This is a genomic window from Streptomyces stoeckheimensis (genome assembly GCF_045822005.1).
Classification (GTDB): Bacteria; Actinomycetota; Actinomycetes; order Streptomycetales; family Streptomycetaceae; genus Streptomyces; species Streptomyces stoeckheimensis.
The window spans coordinates 4942582-4958103 of record NZ_CP169550.1 but is presented as its reverse complement, the minus strand read 5'-3'; the positions used below and the strand labels follow the sequence as shown (position 1 = coordinate 4958103).

The following is a 15522-nucleotide window of genomic DNA, read 5'->3' as shown; positions in this document are numbered from 1 at the left end:
CCGCCGCGCCGCGCGGGGTCGTTGACCGGACCGCCCCTCCGTGGTGGCCTCGCGACATGCGTACTCGTACGAACTGGACCCTGCCGACGACCCTCGCCGCCCTCGCCCTGGCCGCCTCGGCCACCCTGCCCGCGCACGCCGCCCCGCTCTCCCCCACCACCGGACCCGCGGCCTCCCCTTCCCCCGCGTCCCGTACGGCCCCGGCCGAGTGGCCGACGTACATCGTCACCGTGCACCGCGGCCTGGACCCGGCAGCCGTCGCGGACGCCTACGGGATCACCCCGGTCCACGTCTACCGCCACGCCCTGAACGGCTTCAGCGCCCGCCTCTCCCCCGACCAGGTCGAGTCCCTGCGCTCGACGGCGGTCGTGACCTCGGTCGAACCGGACGGCCCGGTCGCCGTCTCGGGCCCGGCCGTCTAGGGCAGGGCCGGCGGCCAGTTCGGGGCGGGGTCCTCCGAGAGCAGGGGGCGCAGGGCGCCGACCGCCGCGCCGATGCAGGTGTCCCGCAGCTCGGTGCGGGTGCAGGTCTCGTGCGTGAGCCAGTCCACGCACAGCACCTGGACGAACACGAGCCAGGCCTTCAGTGCGGCGGAGACGGCGGCGTGCGTGCGCTCGTCGGCGAGCGGGAGCACGCCGAGCAGGCGTGAGCGCAGGGCGTCGAGTTCGTTGGTCATGATCGTCTGGATGACGGGGTCGCCCGCCAGCACCCGGTTCGCGGCCAGGACGGCGTGACGGTTGGGGATGAAGTAGTCGAGGTGGGCATCCAGGCCTTGGGTGAGCTGCTCGACGAGCGTGGCCCGGGGGTCGAACGTGGTCACCTCCAGCAACCGGTCGCTCGCCTGCTGGTAGACCGCCGCGAAGAGGGCGTGCTTGCTCGGGAAGTGCTGGTAGAGCAGGGCGCGGGACACACCGGCCTGCTGGGCGACGTCCTCCATCAGCACGTCGTCGTAGGGCTCGGCGGAGAAGAGCCGGGTGCCGACGGCGAGCAGTTGGGCGCGGCGGTCGGCAGGGGTCAGGCGTCGGCGGGGCGGCATGAACCCACATTACTACTTGACATGCGTCTACTAAGGAGGGCTACCCTCGAGCTAAGTAGACGCACGTCAACTAAGGGGGATGGAGCCATGGCCAAGGCACTCCGGGTGTCCGCATGGGTGATGGGCCTCGCCTGCACGGCGATCGGGCTGTTCCACGTCCTGGGCGGCAATGCCGCGATTCCGGGCGAGGCCGACGCCGGACCCACTCTGGACAGCCTGGGCCGGTTCTTCGGCGCGATCTTCGCCGGGTACGGGCTTGCCTGGCTGTGGGCCGCCAGGCAAGACCCCGTCCCGGCGAAGCCGGTGCGCCTGCTCGCGGCGGTGTTCCTGCTGGGCGGCTTGGGGCGGCTGTTGTCCCTGGCGGTGCACGGGTGGCCGCATCCGTTCCAGGTGGCGCTGACCGTGATCGAGCTGGTCTTCCCGCCGGTCTGGTTCTGGCTGGCGGATGCCGACGAGCGGGCGTCCCGGGAGCGGCGACCCGTGAGCCGGTCGGCCGCAGAGCAGTCCCTTCCGGATCCCGCCTGACCCGCGCTGCGTGGCCGGCCTCCACGACGAGCAGCGCCTCGGCGGCGTCCACCGGGTCGGAAACCTCGGGGTCCACGTCATCGACCAGGGTGGCGGAAGCCCCCGCTACACCCGTTCCGGGGCCTGTGCCGACGGGACCGTCGTGCGGATCGGGTCCCAGCACTGGACGCCCTTCAGGTCCGGCATGCGGTCGCGGGTGAAGACCGGCTCCAGGCCCGCCCGGCGCTGGGCGAGGTAGTCGTCCAGGAGGCGGAAGGCGATGGCCGACAGCGGGATGATCGCGGCGAGGTTGATCAGGGCCATGAGGCCCATGAACACGTCCGCCAGGTTCCAGACGACCGACACCGAGCCCAGCGAGCCCAGGACGACCGCCGACAGGACCAGCACCCGGTACCCGGGCAGGACCCACCGCTTGCGGGTGATGAACTGGATGTTGGTCTCGCCGTAGTAGTAGTTCCCGATCATGCTGCTGAAGGCGAGCATGAAGACCACCCCGGTCAGGAGGTGGCCGGCCCACCCTCCCAGCGTGTCGCTGAGCGCGGTCTGCGTCAGGTCCGCGCCCTGGCGGCCCGACAGCTCCGGGTTGGAGACGAGGACGATGAAGGCCGTCATCGTGCAGACGAGGAGGGTGTCGAAGAAGACGCCGAGGGACTGTACGAGGCCCTGCTTGACCGGGTGCGAGACCTCGGCGGCGGCGCCCGCGTTCGGGGCGGAGCCGAGGCCCGCCTCGTTGGAGAACATGCCGCGCCGGATGCCCTGCTGGATCGCCGCGCCGATGCCGCCGGCCGCCAGCTCGCGGAAGCCGAAGGCCCCGCCGACGATGTCCGCGATGACCCGGGGGAACTCGGTGATGTTGAGGAGGACCACCGCCGCGCCGAGCAGCAGGTAGACGATCGCCATGACCGGGACCAGGACCGTGGTGACGGACGAGATCCGCTTGACCCCGCCGAAGACGGCCAGGCCCAGCAGGGCGGCCAGCAGCACGCCGAGGGAGGGGCCGAACCAGTTCGACCCGTCCGCGTCGGCGAGGGAACCCGAAGCCACGGCGGTGATGGTGTTGGCCTGTACGGCGTTGAAGACGAAGCCGAAAGTGACGGTGATCGTCACGGCGAAGAGCACCCCGAGCCAGCGTTTACCGAGCGCCCGCTGCATGTAGTACGCGGGGCCGCCCCGGTAGGCGCCGTCGGCATTGCGCACCTTGTAGAGCTGGGCGAGGGCCGATTCCACGAAGGCGGAGGCCGCGCCGATCAGCGCCATCATCCACATCCAGAAGACGGCGCCCGCGCCGCCCAGGGTGATGGCGGCCGCGACACCGGCGATGTTGCCGGTACCGACGCGCGCGGCGGCCGAGATCGTGAAGGCGCCGAAGGACGAGACCTGCTTGCGGCCGTCGGCGCGCGGCGGGGTCTTCTCCTTCAGCACCCGGAACATCTCGGGAAGCAGGCGCAGCTGCACACCCCGGGAGCGGACCGTGAAGTACAGGCCCGCACCGACCACCAGCGGAATCAGCAGGTAGGTCCAGAGGTGATCGTTGACGTTGACGATCACCGAATCCAGAGTGTCCATGATGCGAAGTCTCCCCGGGGCGGAAGGCCCACGGACAGGGACCTACGTCCGTCGCCGGAGGGACGGAAGACCCGCACTGCCCGCCCTTCGCCCCCTCCTCACCCCTCGGAGCAACCGGCTCGGCAACCGGCCCCTCCCCACAGCCCCTGCCGCACCCCCCGCTCCCGCGGCTCTCAGCCCCGGCGGAGTCCCGCGTTGCGGGCGGCCGCGATGAAGGCACGGATGAGGTCCGGGGACTTGATCCCGCGCTCGCTCTCCACGCCGCTGGACACGTCCACGCCCCACGCCCCGGTGACCGCGAGGGCCTCCCCGACGTTGGCCGGCGTCAGCCCACCCGCCAGGAGCCAGCGGCCCGCGGGCGCGGTGAACTCCGGCGAGCCCCAGTTCCACGGCTTGCCGGAGCCGGGATCCGGGGCGTCGAGGAGCAGCAGATCCTCCCCGTACTCCCCGCAGCGCTCCACGTGCTGCGCCGTCGCCCGCAGCAGGGTGCGCCCCTCGGCGCGCAGCGCCGCGAAGTCCTCCGGGCCCTCCTCGCCGTGCAGCTGCACGCCCCGTACGCCGCTCTCCTCCGCGAACCGCCGCACCTCGGCGACGGACTGCCCCCGGAACACCCCCACGGTCAGCACCCCGTCCGGCACCCCCGAGGCCAGCGCCCGCGCCGTGGCGGCATCGACCGTACGCGGGCTCCCGGGCGCGAAGACGAAGCCGACGGCATCGGCTCCGGCGGCCACGGCCACCTCGACGTCGTGGGCGGTCCGCAGCCCGCAGATCTTGATGAACACGTCGCTCACGTCACTCATGGCGGCAGTCAATCAGTTCGGGCGCGGGCTCCGGAGGACAGTCCCGCATCGCGGGCGAGCGCGTGCCCAACCTGCTCAACCATCCGGGCACTCCCCTGCGTGTACGTACCGGAAGCAGGGGACGGGAACGAGGGGGGATGGGGATGGGGATGGGGACGGGCACGGGCACGGATACGGGTACGGGTGACGCGGAGAGGCCGTCGCGGGACGGGTGGTGGCGGTCCCTGGGGTGGGTCGTCGCCGCGGCGGTGGCGCCCGCGCTCGCCGCCGGGGTGGCACTCGCGGTCGGCTGGGCCGGAGCGACCGGGTGGCTGGGCGACGGATGGCTGGGGGACGCGTGGGTCGCCCTCTTCGGGCTCTTCGTACCCCTGTCCGGCCTCGCCCTGCACACCTACACCCTGGCCGAGCGCCGGGGCTCGGCCCTCGCCGTCCTGGCCGGGGTCCCCGCGGCCGTCGGCGTGTTCATCGCCCTGATGGGCGTGGACGACCTGGTGCTGCGGGAGCGGGGAGTCGAGGTCGTGTGCGTGGTCAGGGAGGTGACCTCCCGGGTCGAGACGGATTCCGCCTTCCAACCCGAGGGCCAGAGCGTGACCCGCACCACCGTGTACGACCACCGGCTCGACTGCCCGCCGGGCGGTCCCGCCCTGCTGACCAGGGAGCGGGAGATCGCGAAGGCCGGGGAGGAGCTGCGGCTGGTCTACGACCCGCGGGGCCGGGTGCAGTCGGAGCGGGCCACGGACCTCCACGCCTGGGGGCTGCGCTCCGCGGTCCTCGTCGCGGTCGGGTTCGCGGCCCTGCTGGGAGCGCTCGGCGCCCTCGGCAAGGACCGCTGAGCCCGAGCGGCGCCGCACCCAACCGGCGCTGACCCCAAGCGCCGCCGACCCCCAAGGACCGCGGAAACGCCCGAGGGCGGCACCCCCTCCGTCAGGAAGGGGTGCCGCCCTCGGTACGTGAAGAACAGCCGATCTACCTTCGGGCCGGAGCCCGGGGGTGGATCAGAAGTCCATGTCGCCGCCCGGCATGCCGCCGCCGGCAGCGGCGCCGGCCTTCTCGGGCTTGTCGGCGATGACGGCCTCGGTGGTGAGGAAGAGGGCCGCGATCGACGCCGCGTTCTGCAGGGCAGAGCGGGTGACCTTCGCCGGGTCGATGATGCCCGACGCGATCATGTCGACGTACTCGCCGGTCGCGGCGTTCAGGCCCCAACCGATCTGCAGGTTGCGGACCTTCTCCACGACGACGCCACCCTCGAGACCACCGTTGACGGCGATCTGCTTGAGCGGGGCCTCCAGCGCGAGCTTGACGGCGTTGGCGCCGGTCGCCTCGTCGCCGGTGAGCTCGAGCTTCTCGAAGACCGAGGAGGCCTGCAGCAGGGCCACGCCGCCACCGGCGACGATGCCCTCTTCGACGGCCGCCTTCGCGTTGCGAACGGCGTCCTCGATGCGGTGCTTGCGCTCCTTGAGCTCGACCTCGGTCGCGGCGCCGGCCTTGATGACCGCAACACCGCCGGCGAGCTTCGCCAGGCGCTCCTGCAGCTTCTCGCGGTCGTAGTCCGAGTCGGAGTTCTCGATCTCGGCGCGGATCTGGTTGACGCGACCCTGGACCTGGTCGCTGTCACCGGCACCGTCGACGATGGTGGTCTCGTCCTTGGTGATGACGACCTTGCGGGCGCGGCCGAGCAGGTCGAGACCGGCGTTCTCGAGCTTGAGGCCGACCTCCTCGGAGATGACCGTGCCGCCCGTGAGGATGGCGATGTCGCCGAGCATGGCCTTGCGACGGTCACCGAAGCCCGGGGCCTTGACGGCAACGGACTTGAAGGTGCCGCGGATCTTGTTGACGACGAGGGTGGAGAGCGCCTCGCCCTCGACGTCCTCGGCGATGATCAGCAGCGGCTTGCCGGACTGCATGACCTTCTCCAGGAGCGGCAGCAGGTCCTTGACCGAGCCGATCTTGGAGTTGACGATCAGGATGTACGGGTCGTCGAGGGACGACTCCATGCGCTCCATGTCGGTGGCGAAGTACGCCGAGATGTAGCCCTTGTCGAAGCGCATGCCCTCGGTGAGCTCGAGCTCCAGGCCGAAGGTCTGCGACTCCTCGACCGTGATGACGCCTTCCTTGCCGACCTTGTCCATGGCCTCGGCGATGAGCTCGCCGATCTGGGTGTCGGCGGCGGAGATGGAGGCCGTCGAAGCGATCTGCTCCTTGGTCTCGACGTCCTTGGCCTGCGCCAGCAGGGCGGCGGAGACGGCCTCGACGGCCTTCTCGATGCCGCGCTTGAGGGCCATCGGGTTCGCACCGGCGGCCACGTTGCGCAGGCCCTCGCGGACGAGCGCCTGGGCGAGAACGGTGGCGGTGGTCGTACCGTCGCCGGCGACGTCGTCCGTCTTCTTGGCGACTTCCTTGACCAGCTCGGCGCCGATCTTCTCGTACGGGTCCTCGAGCTCGATCTCCTTGGCGATGGAGACACCATCGTTGGTGATCGTGGGGGCGCCCCACTTCTTCTCAAGGACGACGTTGCGACCCTTGGGGCCAAGGGTGACCTTGACGGCGTCGGCGAGCTGGTTCATCCCACGCTCGAGGCCGCGACGGGCCTCCTCGTCGAACGCAATGATCTTGGCCATCTGAAGTGGTCCTCCCGGACAGCGGTGGATTGCTCCCGGACCGCGCCCGCGCCCGCGACGGACGGCCTGCGTGCCCGGCGGTTCCTTCCCACCGGACCCTGCGGGCCTCACCGACCCGGTCCTCGTTTAGTAGCACTCTCACCCGGAGAGTGCTAACGCCAATGATTAGCACTCGACCCCCCCGAGTGCAAGCGGCTTCGGGCAACCCGGGATGAACACCCAGACGCCGCAAGGGCGCCGGAGCCGCCACGCACGAGGGGCCCGCATCCCGTGTCCAGGATGTGGGCCCCTCGTACACATGCCGTTGTGCCGTCGTGCGCGGCCACTGTGCGCGGCCCCGTACGTGTCGGTGGTCGATCGCGGTCGGACTAGCCGGCGGCGAGCTTGACCATGTCCGCCTGCGGACCCTTCTGGCCCTGCGAGATCTCGAATTCGACCCGCTGACCCTCTTCAAGGGTGCGGTACCCGTCCATCTGGATGGCGCTGTAGTGGACGAACACATCCGCACCACCGTCGACCGCGATGAAGCCGTAGCCCTTCTCCGCGTTGAACCACTTGACGGTGCCCTGAGCCATGCCTAACTCCCCTATTACTGGCCCTTGCGCAGGACCGCACTTCGCGGTCCCGGGTCAGAACTTGCGCCGGAACGCCTCGACCGGGGCTGAATGTATCCGCACCGCTGCTGTCTGCAACAGGTCATTCCGACGAGAATTCTGGACACGGCAAAAGATTGAAATAGGGTGAAAACCAGGAATATTCCAGGGCAACTCGGGCCGGACAAACGCCGCCAACGACCCATAGCGCACTTGCATGTTGACTCAATGTCAACCCTCACGCGACCCGCTCATATGCGGCGGGCAAGAACAGCGGAGGGGACTTCCCCAACTCTACCGCGCCCAACCAGGCAGAATTGCCCCCTCCGTTTAGTAACGGAGGGGGCAATTCAGTTTCTGCGGAGTCTTACGCAGCCCTACGGAGGCGGTAGGCGCCTCAGCAGCCGCCCGCGACGGCGGGGATGATCGAAACGCCGGCGCCGTCCGGAGTGGACGTCTGCAGCCCGCCCTCGAAGCGCACGTCGTCGTCGTTCACGTAGACGTTGACGAAGCGGCGCAGCTTGCCCTGGTCGTCCAGGACGCGCGCGGCGATGCCGGGGTGGCTGGCCTCCAGGGACTGGATGACCTCTTCGAGGGTCGCGCCCTCGGCGGAGACCTCGGCCTGGCCGCCGGTGTAGGTGCGCAGGATGGTGGGGATGCGGACGTTGACGCTCATGGCGCTACTGCCTTTCCGGTGTGCAGGGAGAGAGATCAGGCCAGGTTGGCGGCGCGGAACGCGTCCAGGCTGGGGCGGATGGTGGCGGTCTGGCCACCACCTTCGGCCACCGCCTCCAGGGTCTTGAGGCCGTCACCGGTGTTCAGGATCACGGTGGTCAGCGTGGGGTCGAGGTGCCCGTCCTCGATGAGCTTCTTCGTCACGCCGACGGTCACGCCGCCCGCGGTCTCGGCGAAGATGCCCTCGGTCTGGGCGAGGATCTTGATGGCCTCGACGACCTGCTCGTCGTTGACGTCCTCGACGAAGCCGCCGGTGCGGCGCGCGATGTCCAGGACGTACGGGCCGTCCGCCGGGTTGCCGATGGCCAGCGACTTGGCGATGGTGTTCGGCTTCTGCGGGCGGACCACCTCGTGACCGGCCTTGAAGGCGGTCGAGACGGGCGAGCAGCCCTCGGCCTGGGCGCCGAAGATCTTGTACGGCTTGTCCTCGACGAGGCCGAGCTTGATCAGCTCCTGCAGACCCTTGTCGATCTTCGTGAGCTGCGAGCCGGACGCGATCGGGATGACGATCTGGTCGGGCAGCTGCCAGCCGAGCTGCTCGCAGATCTCGTACGCCAGGGTCTTGGAACCCTCGCCGTAGTACGGGCGCAGGTTGACGTTGACGAAGCCCCAGCCCTCGCCCAGCGGGTCGCCGATGAGCTCGGAGCAGAAGCGGTTGACGTCGTCGTAGTTGCCCTCGATGCCGACCAGGTCGCCACCGTAGACACCGGCCATGACGACCTTGCCCTGCTCCAGGTCGTGCGGGATGAACACGCAGGAGCGGAAGCCGGCGCGGGCGGCCGCGGCGCCGACGGCGCCGGCCAGGTTGCCGGTGGAGGAGCAGGAGAGGGTGGTGAAGCCGAAGGCGCGGGCGGCCTCGACGGCGATGGCCACGACGCGGTCCTTGAAGGAGTGCGTCGGGTTGCCGGAGTCGTCCTTGACGTACAGCTTGCCGGTGACGCCGAACTCCTTGGCCAGGTTGGCCGCGTCCACGAGCTTGGTGAAGCCGGGGTTCAGGCTCGGCTTGGAGGCCACGTCCGCCGGGACGGGCAGCAGCGGCGCGTAGCGCCAGATGTTGTTCGGGCCGGCCTCGATGGCGGCGCGCAGGGCTTCCGGGTCGCCCAGGGGCAGCTCGTAGGCGACTTCGAGCGGTCCGAAGCACTCGGCGCAGGCGAAGATCGGGCCGAGCTCGAAGCGGGTACCGCACTCGCGACACGAAAGGCCGGTGGCGGGACCGAGATCGACAGAGGTGCCGGATCCGTTGATTTCGACGGTTTCGGCAGAGGTTGCGACAGACTGTGCAGCCATGATGGCGAGGCCCTTTCTCCTCATCTTCCCCATGGCGCACTTCGCCATGAGACGGAATTGGCACCTTCCCTAGCCGGGGACCTCGCTGGCGGCGCTGGAATGCGCGATCGCGAGAACCGACTGGAGGGTTGCCGGGGCTTCAACGGGCCGTGTCCCTCTGCCCCTCTGGATGAGCGGTATGGCACCGGCACACGCGCTCTATGGCGCGCCGGTGCGTTTGTACGCGGGCCCCCCGGCATGCGGTGGACCATCGCGTTGTTCAAGACTGTAACCGAAGGCCCGGGTGGTTGAGACAGCCGTCCGAACCGCGAGATGGATCACATTTCGGTCCAAACCAGTGAACGACCAGTGAAGAACCAGGGAGTGCTGAAGGTGCTGGAAGAGGTGGAGCGCTGGTTGGCAGACCGCTCCTGGTCAGCCGCCGACCGACCGCTCGGCCAGCTGGTTTCCGCCAAGCGGGCAGCGGGGACCACGGTGAGCGTGGTGTTGCCGGCGCTGAACGAGGAGGCGACGGTCGGCCGGATCGTCGAGGTGATCCGGCGCGATCTGATCGAGGGCCTGCCGGTGCCCCTGGTCGACGAGCTCGTCGTGATCGACTCGGGCTCCACGGACCGCACCGCGGAGGTCGCGGCCAAGGCCGGGGCCCGGGTGGTGCACCGCGACGAGGTCCTGCCGCGGATACCGGCGGTGCCCGGCAAGGGCGAGGTGCTGTGGCGCTCGCTGCTGGCCACCACCGGTGACATCGTCTGCTTCGTCGACGCCGACCTGCGCGATTTCTCGGCCACCTTCGTCTCGGGGATCGTCGGCCCGCTGCTGACCGATCCGGACGTGCGGTTCGTCAAGGCGATGTACGACCGGCCGCTCGGCACCGAGTTCAGCGACTCGACCGGCCCGGCCTCCACCAAGGCCCACGGCCAGGGCGGCCGGGTCACGGAGCTGGTGGCCCGCCCCCTGCTCAACCTCCACTGGCCGCAGCTGGCCGGCTTCGTCCAGCCGCTCGGCGGCGAGTACGCCGTGCGCCGCGAGCTGCTGGAGCGGCTGCCGTTCCCCGTCGGCTACGGGGTCGAGCTGGGCCTGCTGGTGGACGCCCTGCACACGGCCGGGCTGGACGCGCTGGCCCAGGTGGACGTGGGCGTACGGCTGCACCGGCACCAGGACGGCCAGGCCCTGGGCCGGATGGCCGCCGCGATCTACCGCACGGCGCAGGTGCGGCTCTCGCGCGGGCACCTCGTACGCCCCGAGCTGACGCAGTTCGAGCGCGGCCCGGAGGGCTTCGTACCGCACACCTACGCCGTGGACACCGAGGAGCGGCCGCCGATGCGGGACATCGAGGAGTACGCGCACCGTCGCGTGGCGTAACGCCCGATTCATTCCCTATCGGGCTAATTTCCCCCCATGGGGTTTATACGTTTCAGACATGCCAGACGTGCCAGACATGTATGGGGATCCGCCCTCGCGGTGGCCGGGGGCGCGGCGCTGCTGTTCGGCTCGCTGAGCGCGCCGGCCGTCGCGGAGGTGGTCTCCCCCTTCGAGAAGCGGTACGACGAGGCCCTCTACGGGGACTTCGTCACGATCGGCAACACGGTGATGGGATGCCCCCAGGCGCCGCCCGCCGAGGCCGCCGAGTGCGCCGAGGTCCAGCGGGGCGGGGGCACGAAGAACAACAACGACTTCGTCGCCCGCCCGGTGGACGCCGCCGGACTCGCCACGCCCGCGGGCACCTCCAGCAGCACCCGGCTCACCGTGCCCCCGGGCGCGGAGGTGGCGTACGCGCGGCTCTTCTGGGGCGGCAACAACGGCACCTACAAGCTCGGCTCGAACGTCATCAAGCGCTGCGACGTCTCCGGCGAGGACGCGGTCCCCGGCCCCGGGGAGCCGCTGACCACCCGCCCGGTCGTCAAGGTCGGCACGGGCGCCGCCCGCCCGGTGACCCTCTCCGACATGGTCGAGGACCCGGCGCAGACGGGCGGCCCGCACTACTACACGGGCGAGTCCGACGTCACCGCCGCCTTCGCCGACGTGCCCACCGGCTCCCCGGTGACCGTCGCCGTCGGCAACATCTGGGCCCCGCAGGGGCGCGGCTGCGTCGCCGGCTGGTCCCTGACGGTCGTGTACGAGTACCCCGGCCCGAACGAGCACGCGCCGGAGCGGCGCAACGTCTACGTCTACGGCGGCCACGTGCTCCAGCGCTCGGCCGACCCCGACACCACGGTCGAGGTCAAGGGCTTCTACCGCACCGGCGACGGCCCGGTCCGGGCCAGCGCGACGGCGTACGAGGGCGACTGGAACACCAAGGGCGACCAGTTCCGGGTCAACGGCGCGAACATCACCAACCCCGTGAACGGGGCGACCGACAACTTCTTCACCAGCTCGGCCGACGGCTCGCTGGAACCGCGCCACGTCAACAACCTCAGCATCGACGCGAAGTCCTTCGACGTCCCGGCGGCGGCGCTGCCGGCCGGTGCCACCTCCGCCGACCTGACGTTCCGCACGCGCGGGGACACGTACGTCATCTCGCAGTTCGCGCTGGCCGTGCCGGTGCCGGACCTGGAGGTGAAGAAGACGGCCTCGCCCGCGAAGTCGGTCGCGCCCGGTGACACGGTGACGTACACGATCACCGCGAAGAACATCAGCAGCCTGGACTACCCGAACGCCAAGCTGACGGACGACCTGACGGAGCTGCTGGACGACGCGGTCTTCGACGGGGTGGTGACCACGGACCTCGGCACGGCCTCGTACACGGCGCCGAAGCTGTCCTGGACGGGCGACGTCCCGCAGGGGAAGACGGCGACGATCACCTACAAGGTGAAGGTCAACGACCCCCTGACCGGCGACGGCAAACTGACGAACCACGTGGTCGCGGAGAGCGGCCGCACGAACTGCGAGGACGGCTCGAAGGACCCGGCATGCGCTCCGGCCCCGCCGGTGATCACGCCGCCGGACCCGTCGCCGTCACCGTCGACTTCGGCCTCAGCCTCCCCGTCCCCGTCGACCTCCGCCTCGGCGACACCCACCTCCTCCCCCTCACCCACGCCGTCCACCACCACGCAGCAGCCGCGGCCGCTGCCGGTGGACCCGGGGGACGACTCACCGGGCTCCCCGGGATCTCCGGGATCTCCGGGCGGAAACCTGGCCACCACCGGCTCTGACGGTCGGCAGCTGTGGCTGATGGGCACGGCGGCCGCCACGCTCACGGCACTCGGCGGTGTGGTCTTCCTCTCGGTCCGGCGGACGCGCAGGCGCTGACGTTTGACCGGAGGCGAGGCGGGCTAGGTTCGCCGCATGGCTTCCCAGGTGCTCGTCGCCGCGAATCGCGGCCCCCTCTCGTACGCCCTCGCCGCGGACGGCACGCTCAGTGCCCGCCGCGGCGGGGGCGGCCTCGTCTCCGGCCTCTCCACCGCCCTCGCCGAGCAGCCCGGGGCGCTGTGGATCTGCGCGGCACTGTCGGACGCGGACCGGGAGGCGGTACGGCGGGGGGTCGCCGAACCGGGCGTACGGATGCTGCCGATCGACCCGGAGGTCTACGACGGCGCGTACAACGGCATCGCGAACTCGGTGCTGTGGTTCCTCCACCACCACCTGTACGAGATCCCGCGCGAGCCGGTCTTCGACGCGGAGTTCCGGCGGCGCTGGGGCTCGTACGTCACGTACAACGAGACCTTCGCGGCAGCGCTCGCGGAGGAGGCGGCCGAGGGTGCGGTAGTCCTGATCCAGGACTACCACCTGGCCCTCGCCCCCGGAATGCTCCGCGAGCTGCGCCCCGACCTGCGCATCGGCCACTTCACGCACACGCCGTGGGCCTCGTGGGACTTCCTGCGCATGCTCCCGGACGACATCCGGAGCCAGTTGCTCTGGGGGATGCTCGGGGCGGACCGCCTCGGCTTCCACACCCAGGAGTGGGCGGACAACTTCATCAGCGGCGCGACGCAGGGCTCGGTCCCGGCCGGTCCCGAGCGCGGGGTGCGGCACCAGGACCGGTTCACGCACGTGACCCCGTATCCCCTCGGCGTGGACGCGGACGAACTGCGCGCGCTCGCGCACCGGCCGGAGGTGGACGACAAGCTGGCGGCGCTGCGGGCGGAGGTCGGCGACCTGAAGACGATCGTCCGCGTCGACCGCACGGAACTGTCGAAGAACATCCTCCGCGGACTCCTCGCCTACCGGGAGCTGCTCACGGTCCACCCCGAATGGCGGGAGCGGGTGGTCCACCTGGCCTCCGCGTACCCCTCCCGGCAGGACCTGACCGTCTACCGGGAGTACACCGAGTCGGTGCGGGAGCTGGCGGCGGCGATCAACGCGGAGTTCGGCACGGGCGACTGGCAGCCGGTGCTCGTCTCCGTCGAGGACGACTTCGCGCGGTCGCTGGCGGCGTACCGGCTGGCGGACGTGGCGCTGGTCAATCCCGTGCGGGACGGCATGAACCTCGTCGCGAAGGAGATCCCGGTGGTCTCGGAGGCGGGGTGCGTGCTGGTGCTGTCCACCGGGGCGGGGGCGTACGAGGAACTCCGCGCGGACGCGCTGACGGTGAACCCGTACGACGTGACGGCCACGGCGGAGGCGTTGCACACCGCGCTCACCATGCCGGCGGCGGAGCGGGCGGACCGCACCAAGCGGCTCGCGGTGGCCGCCACGGCCCTCCCCCCGACCCAGTGGCTCACGTCCCAACTGGACGCCCTCCGCACCTGACCCTCCCGGCCCCGAGCGCTCCCCGCTGCGCGGGGCAAAGTCCCCGACCCGCCCTTCCACCGTTCCCCGGGCGCCGCCCGGACCCGGTCCTCAAACGCCGGACGGGCTGAAAGCAGGGCCCCGGGCTGCGCCCGGACCCCCTGGGGCTCCGCCCCAGACCCCGCGCCTCAAACGCCGGCGAGGCTGATTTTGGCCGACGCCGGCGAAAATCCAGCCCCTCCGGCGTTTGAGGCGCGGGTCCGGGCAGAGCCCGGGGAACGGGCGAAGGGCGGGTAGGGGAACTCGCCCCGCAGGGCCCACCCAGCCGCACCCGCCCACCGGACCCCACGCCGGGACGGCAGGGGCGACAGCCCCGACCGGCCACCGCCGGACGGAGTCCGGCGCAGCGACGCGAAGCCCGCGCAGCGGTGCGAGCGGCGCGTTAAAGAGGAGTAGGCGTGCGCAGCGCCGCGGCCAGTGCGGACAGGAAGGTGACGACCTGAGACGGCCCGGACAGGGTCAGGTCCGCGCGGGCGGCGAGTTCCGGGACCTCCGCCGAGCCGCTGCACAGCAGCAGCCCCGGCATCCCCCCGGCCCGCAGCTTCTCCACCGCCGAGTACGCCGCGAGGTCCCCCAGGTCGTCCCCGGCGTAGAGCACGGCCTCCGCGCCCACCTCCGCGAGGTACTCCGTGAGGGCGACGCCCTTGTCCATCCCGGGCGGCCGCAGCTCCAGTACGGCCCGCCCCGGTTCGACCATCAGGCCGTGCCGGGCCGCAAGCCCCGCCAGGGGCTCGCGCAGGGCCGCGAAGGCCGCTTCGGGGTCGGCCGCACGGCGGGTGTGGACGGCCAGCGCCTGGCCCTTCTCCTCGATCCAGGTCCCGCGCCACGCGCCGATCGCGTCCAGGAACCCGGGCAGCTCCGCCCGGACCGCCGCCACCCCCGGATGCTCGGCCGGAGCGTGCACGATGCCGCTCACGGCGTCCCAGCGCTCGGCTCCGTAGTGCCCGAGCACGACCAGGTGCTCGAGTCCGGGGACCCCGGCGAAGCCCCCGTAGCGGACGGCGACCCCGGCCGGCCGGCCGGTGACGACCGCGATGGAGCCGACCTCGGGGGCGAGGGCCGCCAGCGCGGGGACGGCTCCGGGGTGGGCCCGCGCCTGGTCGGGGTCGGGGACGATGTCGGCGAGGGTGCCGTCGAAGTCGAGGGCGACGACGGAGCGGCGCGGTGTGCGGAGGAGGGCTTCGAGTCCCTCGCGTCCGGCGGTGGTGACGGGCATCGGCAGATCGTGCGGATGGCTCCCCATACGCACGACCCTAACGGCCCTGCCGGGCCACGGCTATGGCGCGAGCCACGGCCGTGGCGCGGGCGACCGCTGTGGCACGGGCCACGGCCGCTACCGCCTCGCCCGCTGGGCCTCCCGGATGCGCCGCAGGCGGTTCACGGTGCCCGGTGCGTGCTCCAGCGCCCTGGGATCGTCCATCAGCGCGTTGAGCAGCTGGTAGTACCGGACCGGGGGCATCCCCAGTCCTTCCCTTATGGCCCGTTCCTTGGCGCCCGGCCCGGGCCAGGTGCGGCCTTCGTAGGCCAGTACGGCCGCTTCGTCGGCGCTCAGCCCGGCCGGCGGCCTCTCGTCCGCGTCCGTCATACGGCCAGATTAACTCCGCCCTCCGACAGCCCCCGGTCGGCGCCGATCGGTG

General features: G+C 71.2%; 15 protein-coding genes and 1 riboswitch. Of the genes, 6 read left to right on the top strand and 9 right to left on the bottom strand.

Features of this window, described 5'->3' with window-relative positions; genetic code table 11:
* The first annotated feature begins 56 nt into the window (after positions 1 to 56).
* Positions 57 to 422, top strand: a complete 366-nt coding sequence (locus ACE1OC_RS22665) for a protease inhibitor I9 family protein (RefSeq protein WP_407838528.1) — start codon at positions 57 to 59, stop codon at positions 420 to 422.
* Here the strand turns inward: ACE1OC_RS22665 and ACE1OC_RS22660 are convergent.
* Entirely contained in the window at positions 419 to 1036 is a 618-nt protein-coding gene (locus ACE1OC_RS22660) for a TetR/AcrR family transcriptional regulator (protein WP_407838527.1), read from the bottom strand. The genes ACE1OC_RS22665 and ACE1OC_RS22660 overlap by 4 nt on opposite strands.
* Positions 1037 to 1123: 87 nt before the next feature.
* On the opposite strand from ACE1OC_RS22660, the gene ACE1OC_RS22655 reads away from it, so the two are divergent.
* Positions 1124 to 1561, top strand: a complete 438-nt coding sequence (locus tag ACE1OC_RS22655) for a DUF4345 domain-containing protein (RefSeq protein ID WP_407838526.1) — start codon at positions 1124 to 1126, stop codon at positions 1559 to 1561.
* Positions 1562 to 1666: 105 nt separating this feature from the next.
* Here ACE1OC_RS22655 and ACE1OC_RS22650 read toward each other — a convergent pair whose 3' ends face one another.
* Together ACE1OC_RS22650 and ACE1OC_RS22645 are read right to left on the bottom strand one after the other, a co-directional pair.
* Positions 1667 to 3127 (bottom strand): alanine/glycine:cation symporter family protein, encoded by a 1461-nt coding sequence (locus tag ACE1OC_RS22650; protein ID WP_407838525.1) that lies wholly within the window; start codon positions 3125 to 3127, stop codon positions 1667 to 1669.
* Between the two features lie 173 nt (positions 3128 to 3300).
* Entirely contained in the window at positions 3301 to 3927 is a 627-nt protein-coding gene (locus ACE1OC_RS22645) for a phosphoribosylanthranilate isomerase (protein ID WP_407838524.1), read from the bottom strand.
* A gap of 149 nt (positions 3928 to 4076) precedes the next feature.
* Here ACE1OC_RS22645 and ACE1OC_RS22640 point away from each other — a divergent pair, with 149 nt between their 5' ends.
* Positions 4077 to 4760 carry a hypothetical protein gene (locus ACE1OC_RS22640; RefSeq protein ID WP_407838523.1) on the top strand — a complete coding sequence of 228 codons (684 nt, stop codon included), beginning with the start codon at positions 4077 to 4079 and terminating at the stop codon, positions 4758 to 4760.
* Positions 4761 to 4922: 162 nt separating this feature from the next.
* Here the strand turns inward: ACE1OC_RS22640 and groL are convergent, their stop codons facing one another.
* The 4 genes from groL to thrC form a co-directional block, all read right to left on the bottom strand.
* A complete protein-coding gene (gene groL, locus ACE1OC_RS22635; RefSeq protein WP_254386656.1) occupies positions 4923 to 6545 on the bottom strand; it encodes a chaperonin GroEL in 1623 nt (540 codons plus the stop codon).
* A 368-nt stretch (positions 6546 to 6913) separates the two neighbouring features.
* Positions 6914 to 7120, bottom strand: coding sequence for a cold-shock protein (locus ACE1OC_RS22630; protein WP_008743607.1), 207 nt, complete (start codon positions 7118 to 7120; stop codon positions 6914 to 6916).
* Between the two features lie 415 nt (positions 7121 to 7535).
* Positions 7536 to 7814 carry a ubiquitin-like small modifier protein 1 gene (locus ACE1OC_RS22625; RefSeq protein ID WP_250744537.1) on the bottom strand — a complete coding sequence of 93 codons (279 nt, stop codon included), beginning with the start codon at positions 7812 to 7814 and terminating at the stop codon, positions 7536 to 7538.
* Between the two features lie 35 nt (positions 7815 to 7849).
* A complete protein-coding gene (gene thrC, locus ACE1OC_RS22620) occupies positions 7850 to 9160 on the bottom strand; it encodes a threonine synthase (protein WP_407838522.1) in 1311 nt (436 codons plus the stop codon).
* 17 nt (positions 9161 to 9177) lie between these two features.
* A riboswitch (SAM riboswitch) is annotated at positions 9178 to 9336 on the bottom strand.
* Between the two features lie 196 nt (positions 9337 to 9532).
* Here thrC and ACE1OC_RS22615 point away from each other — a divergent pair.
* From ACE1OC_RS22615 to ACE1OC_RS22605, 3 genes are all read left to right on the top strand, one after another.
* Positions 9533 to 10519, top strand: coding sequence for a glucosyl-3-phosphoglycerate synthase (locus tag ACE1OC_RS22615; protein ID WP_407841644.1), 987 nt, complete (start codon positions 9533 to 9535; stop codon positions 10517 to 10519).
* Between the two features lie 99 nt (positions 10520 to 10618).
* The gene (locus tag ACE1OC_RS22610; protein ID WP_407838521.1) at positions 10619 to 12406 is read left to right on the top strand and encodes a hypothetical protein; all 1788 of its coding nucleotides are present in this window, start codon (positions 10619 to 10621) and stop codon (positions 12404 to 12406) included.
* Positions 12407 to 12442: 36 nt separating this feature from the next.
* The gene (locus ACE1OC_RS22605) at positions 12443 to 13846 is read left to right on the top strand and encodes an alpha,alpha-trehalose-phosphate synthase (UDP-forming) (RefSeq protein ID WP_407838520.1); all 1404 of its coding nucleotides are present in this window, start codon (positions 12443 to 12445) and stop codon (positions 13844 to 13846) included.
* Between the two features lie 421 nt (positions 13847 to 14267).
* Here the strand turns inward: ACE1OC_RS22605 and otsB are convergent, their stop codons facing one another.
* Positions 14268 to 15128 (bottom strand): trehalose-phosphatase, encoded by an 861-nt coding sequence (gene otsB, locus ACE1OC_RS22600; RefSeq protein WP_407838519.1) that lies wholly within the window; start codon positions 15126 to 15128, stop codon positions 14268 to 14270.
* A gap of 90 nt (positions 15129 to 15218) precedes the next feature.
* A complete protein-coding gene (locus tag ACE1OC_RS22595; RefSeq protein WP_250744542.1) occupies positions 15219 to 15470 on the bottom strand; it encodes a DUF3263 domain-containing protein in 252 nt (83 codons plus the stop codon).
* Positions 15471 to 15522 lie beyond the last annotated feature (52 nt).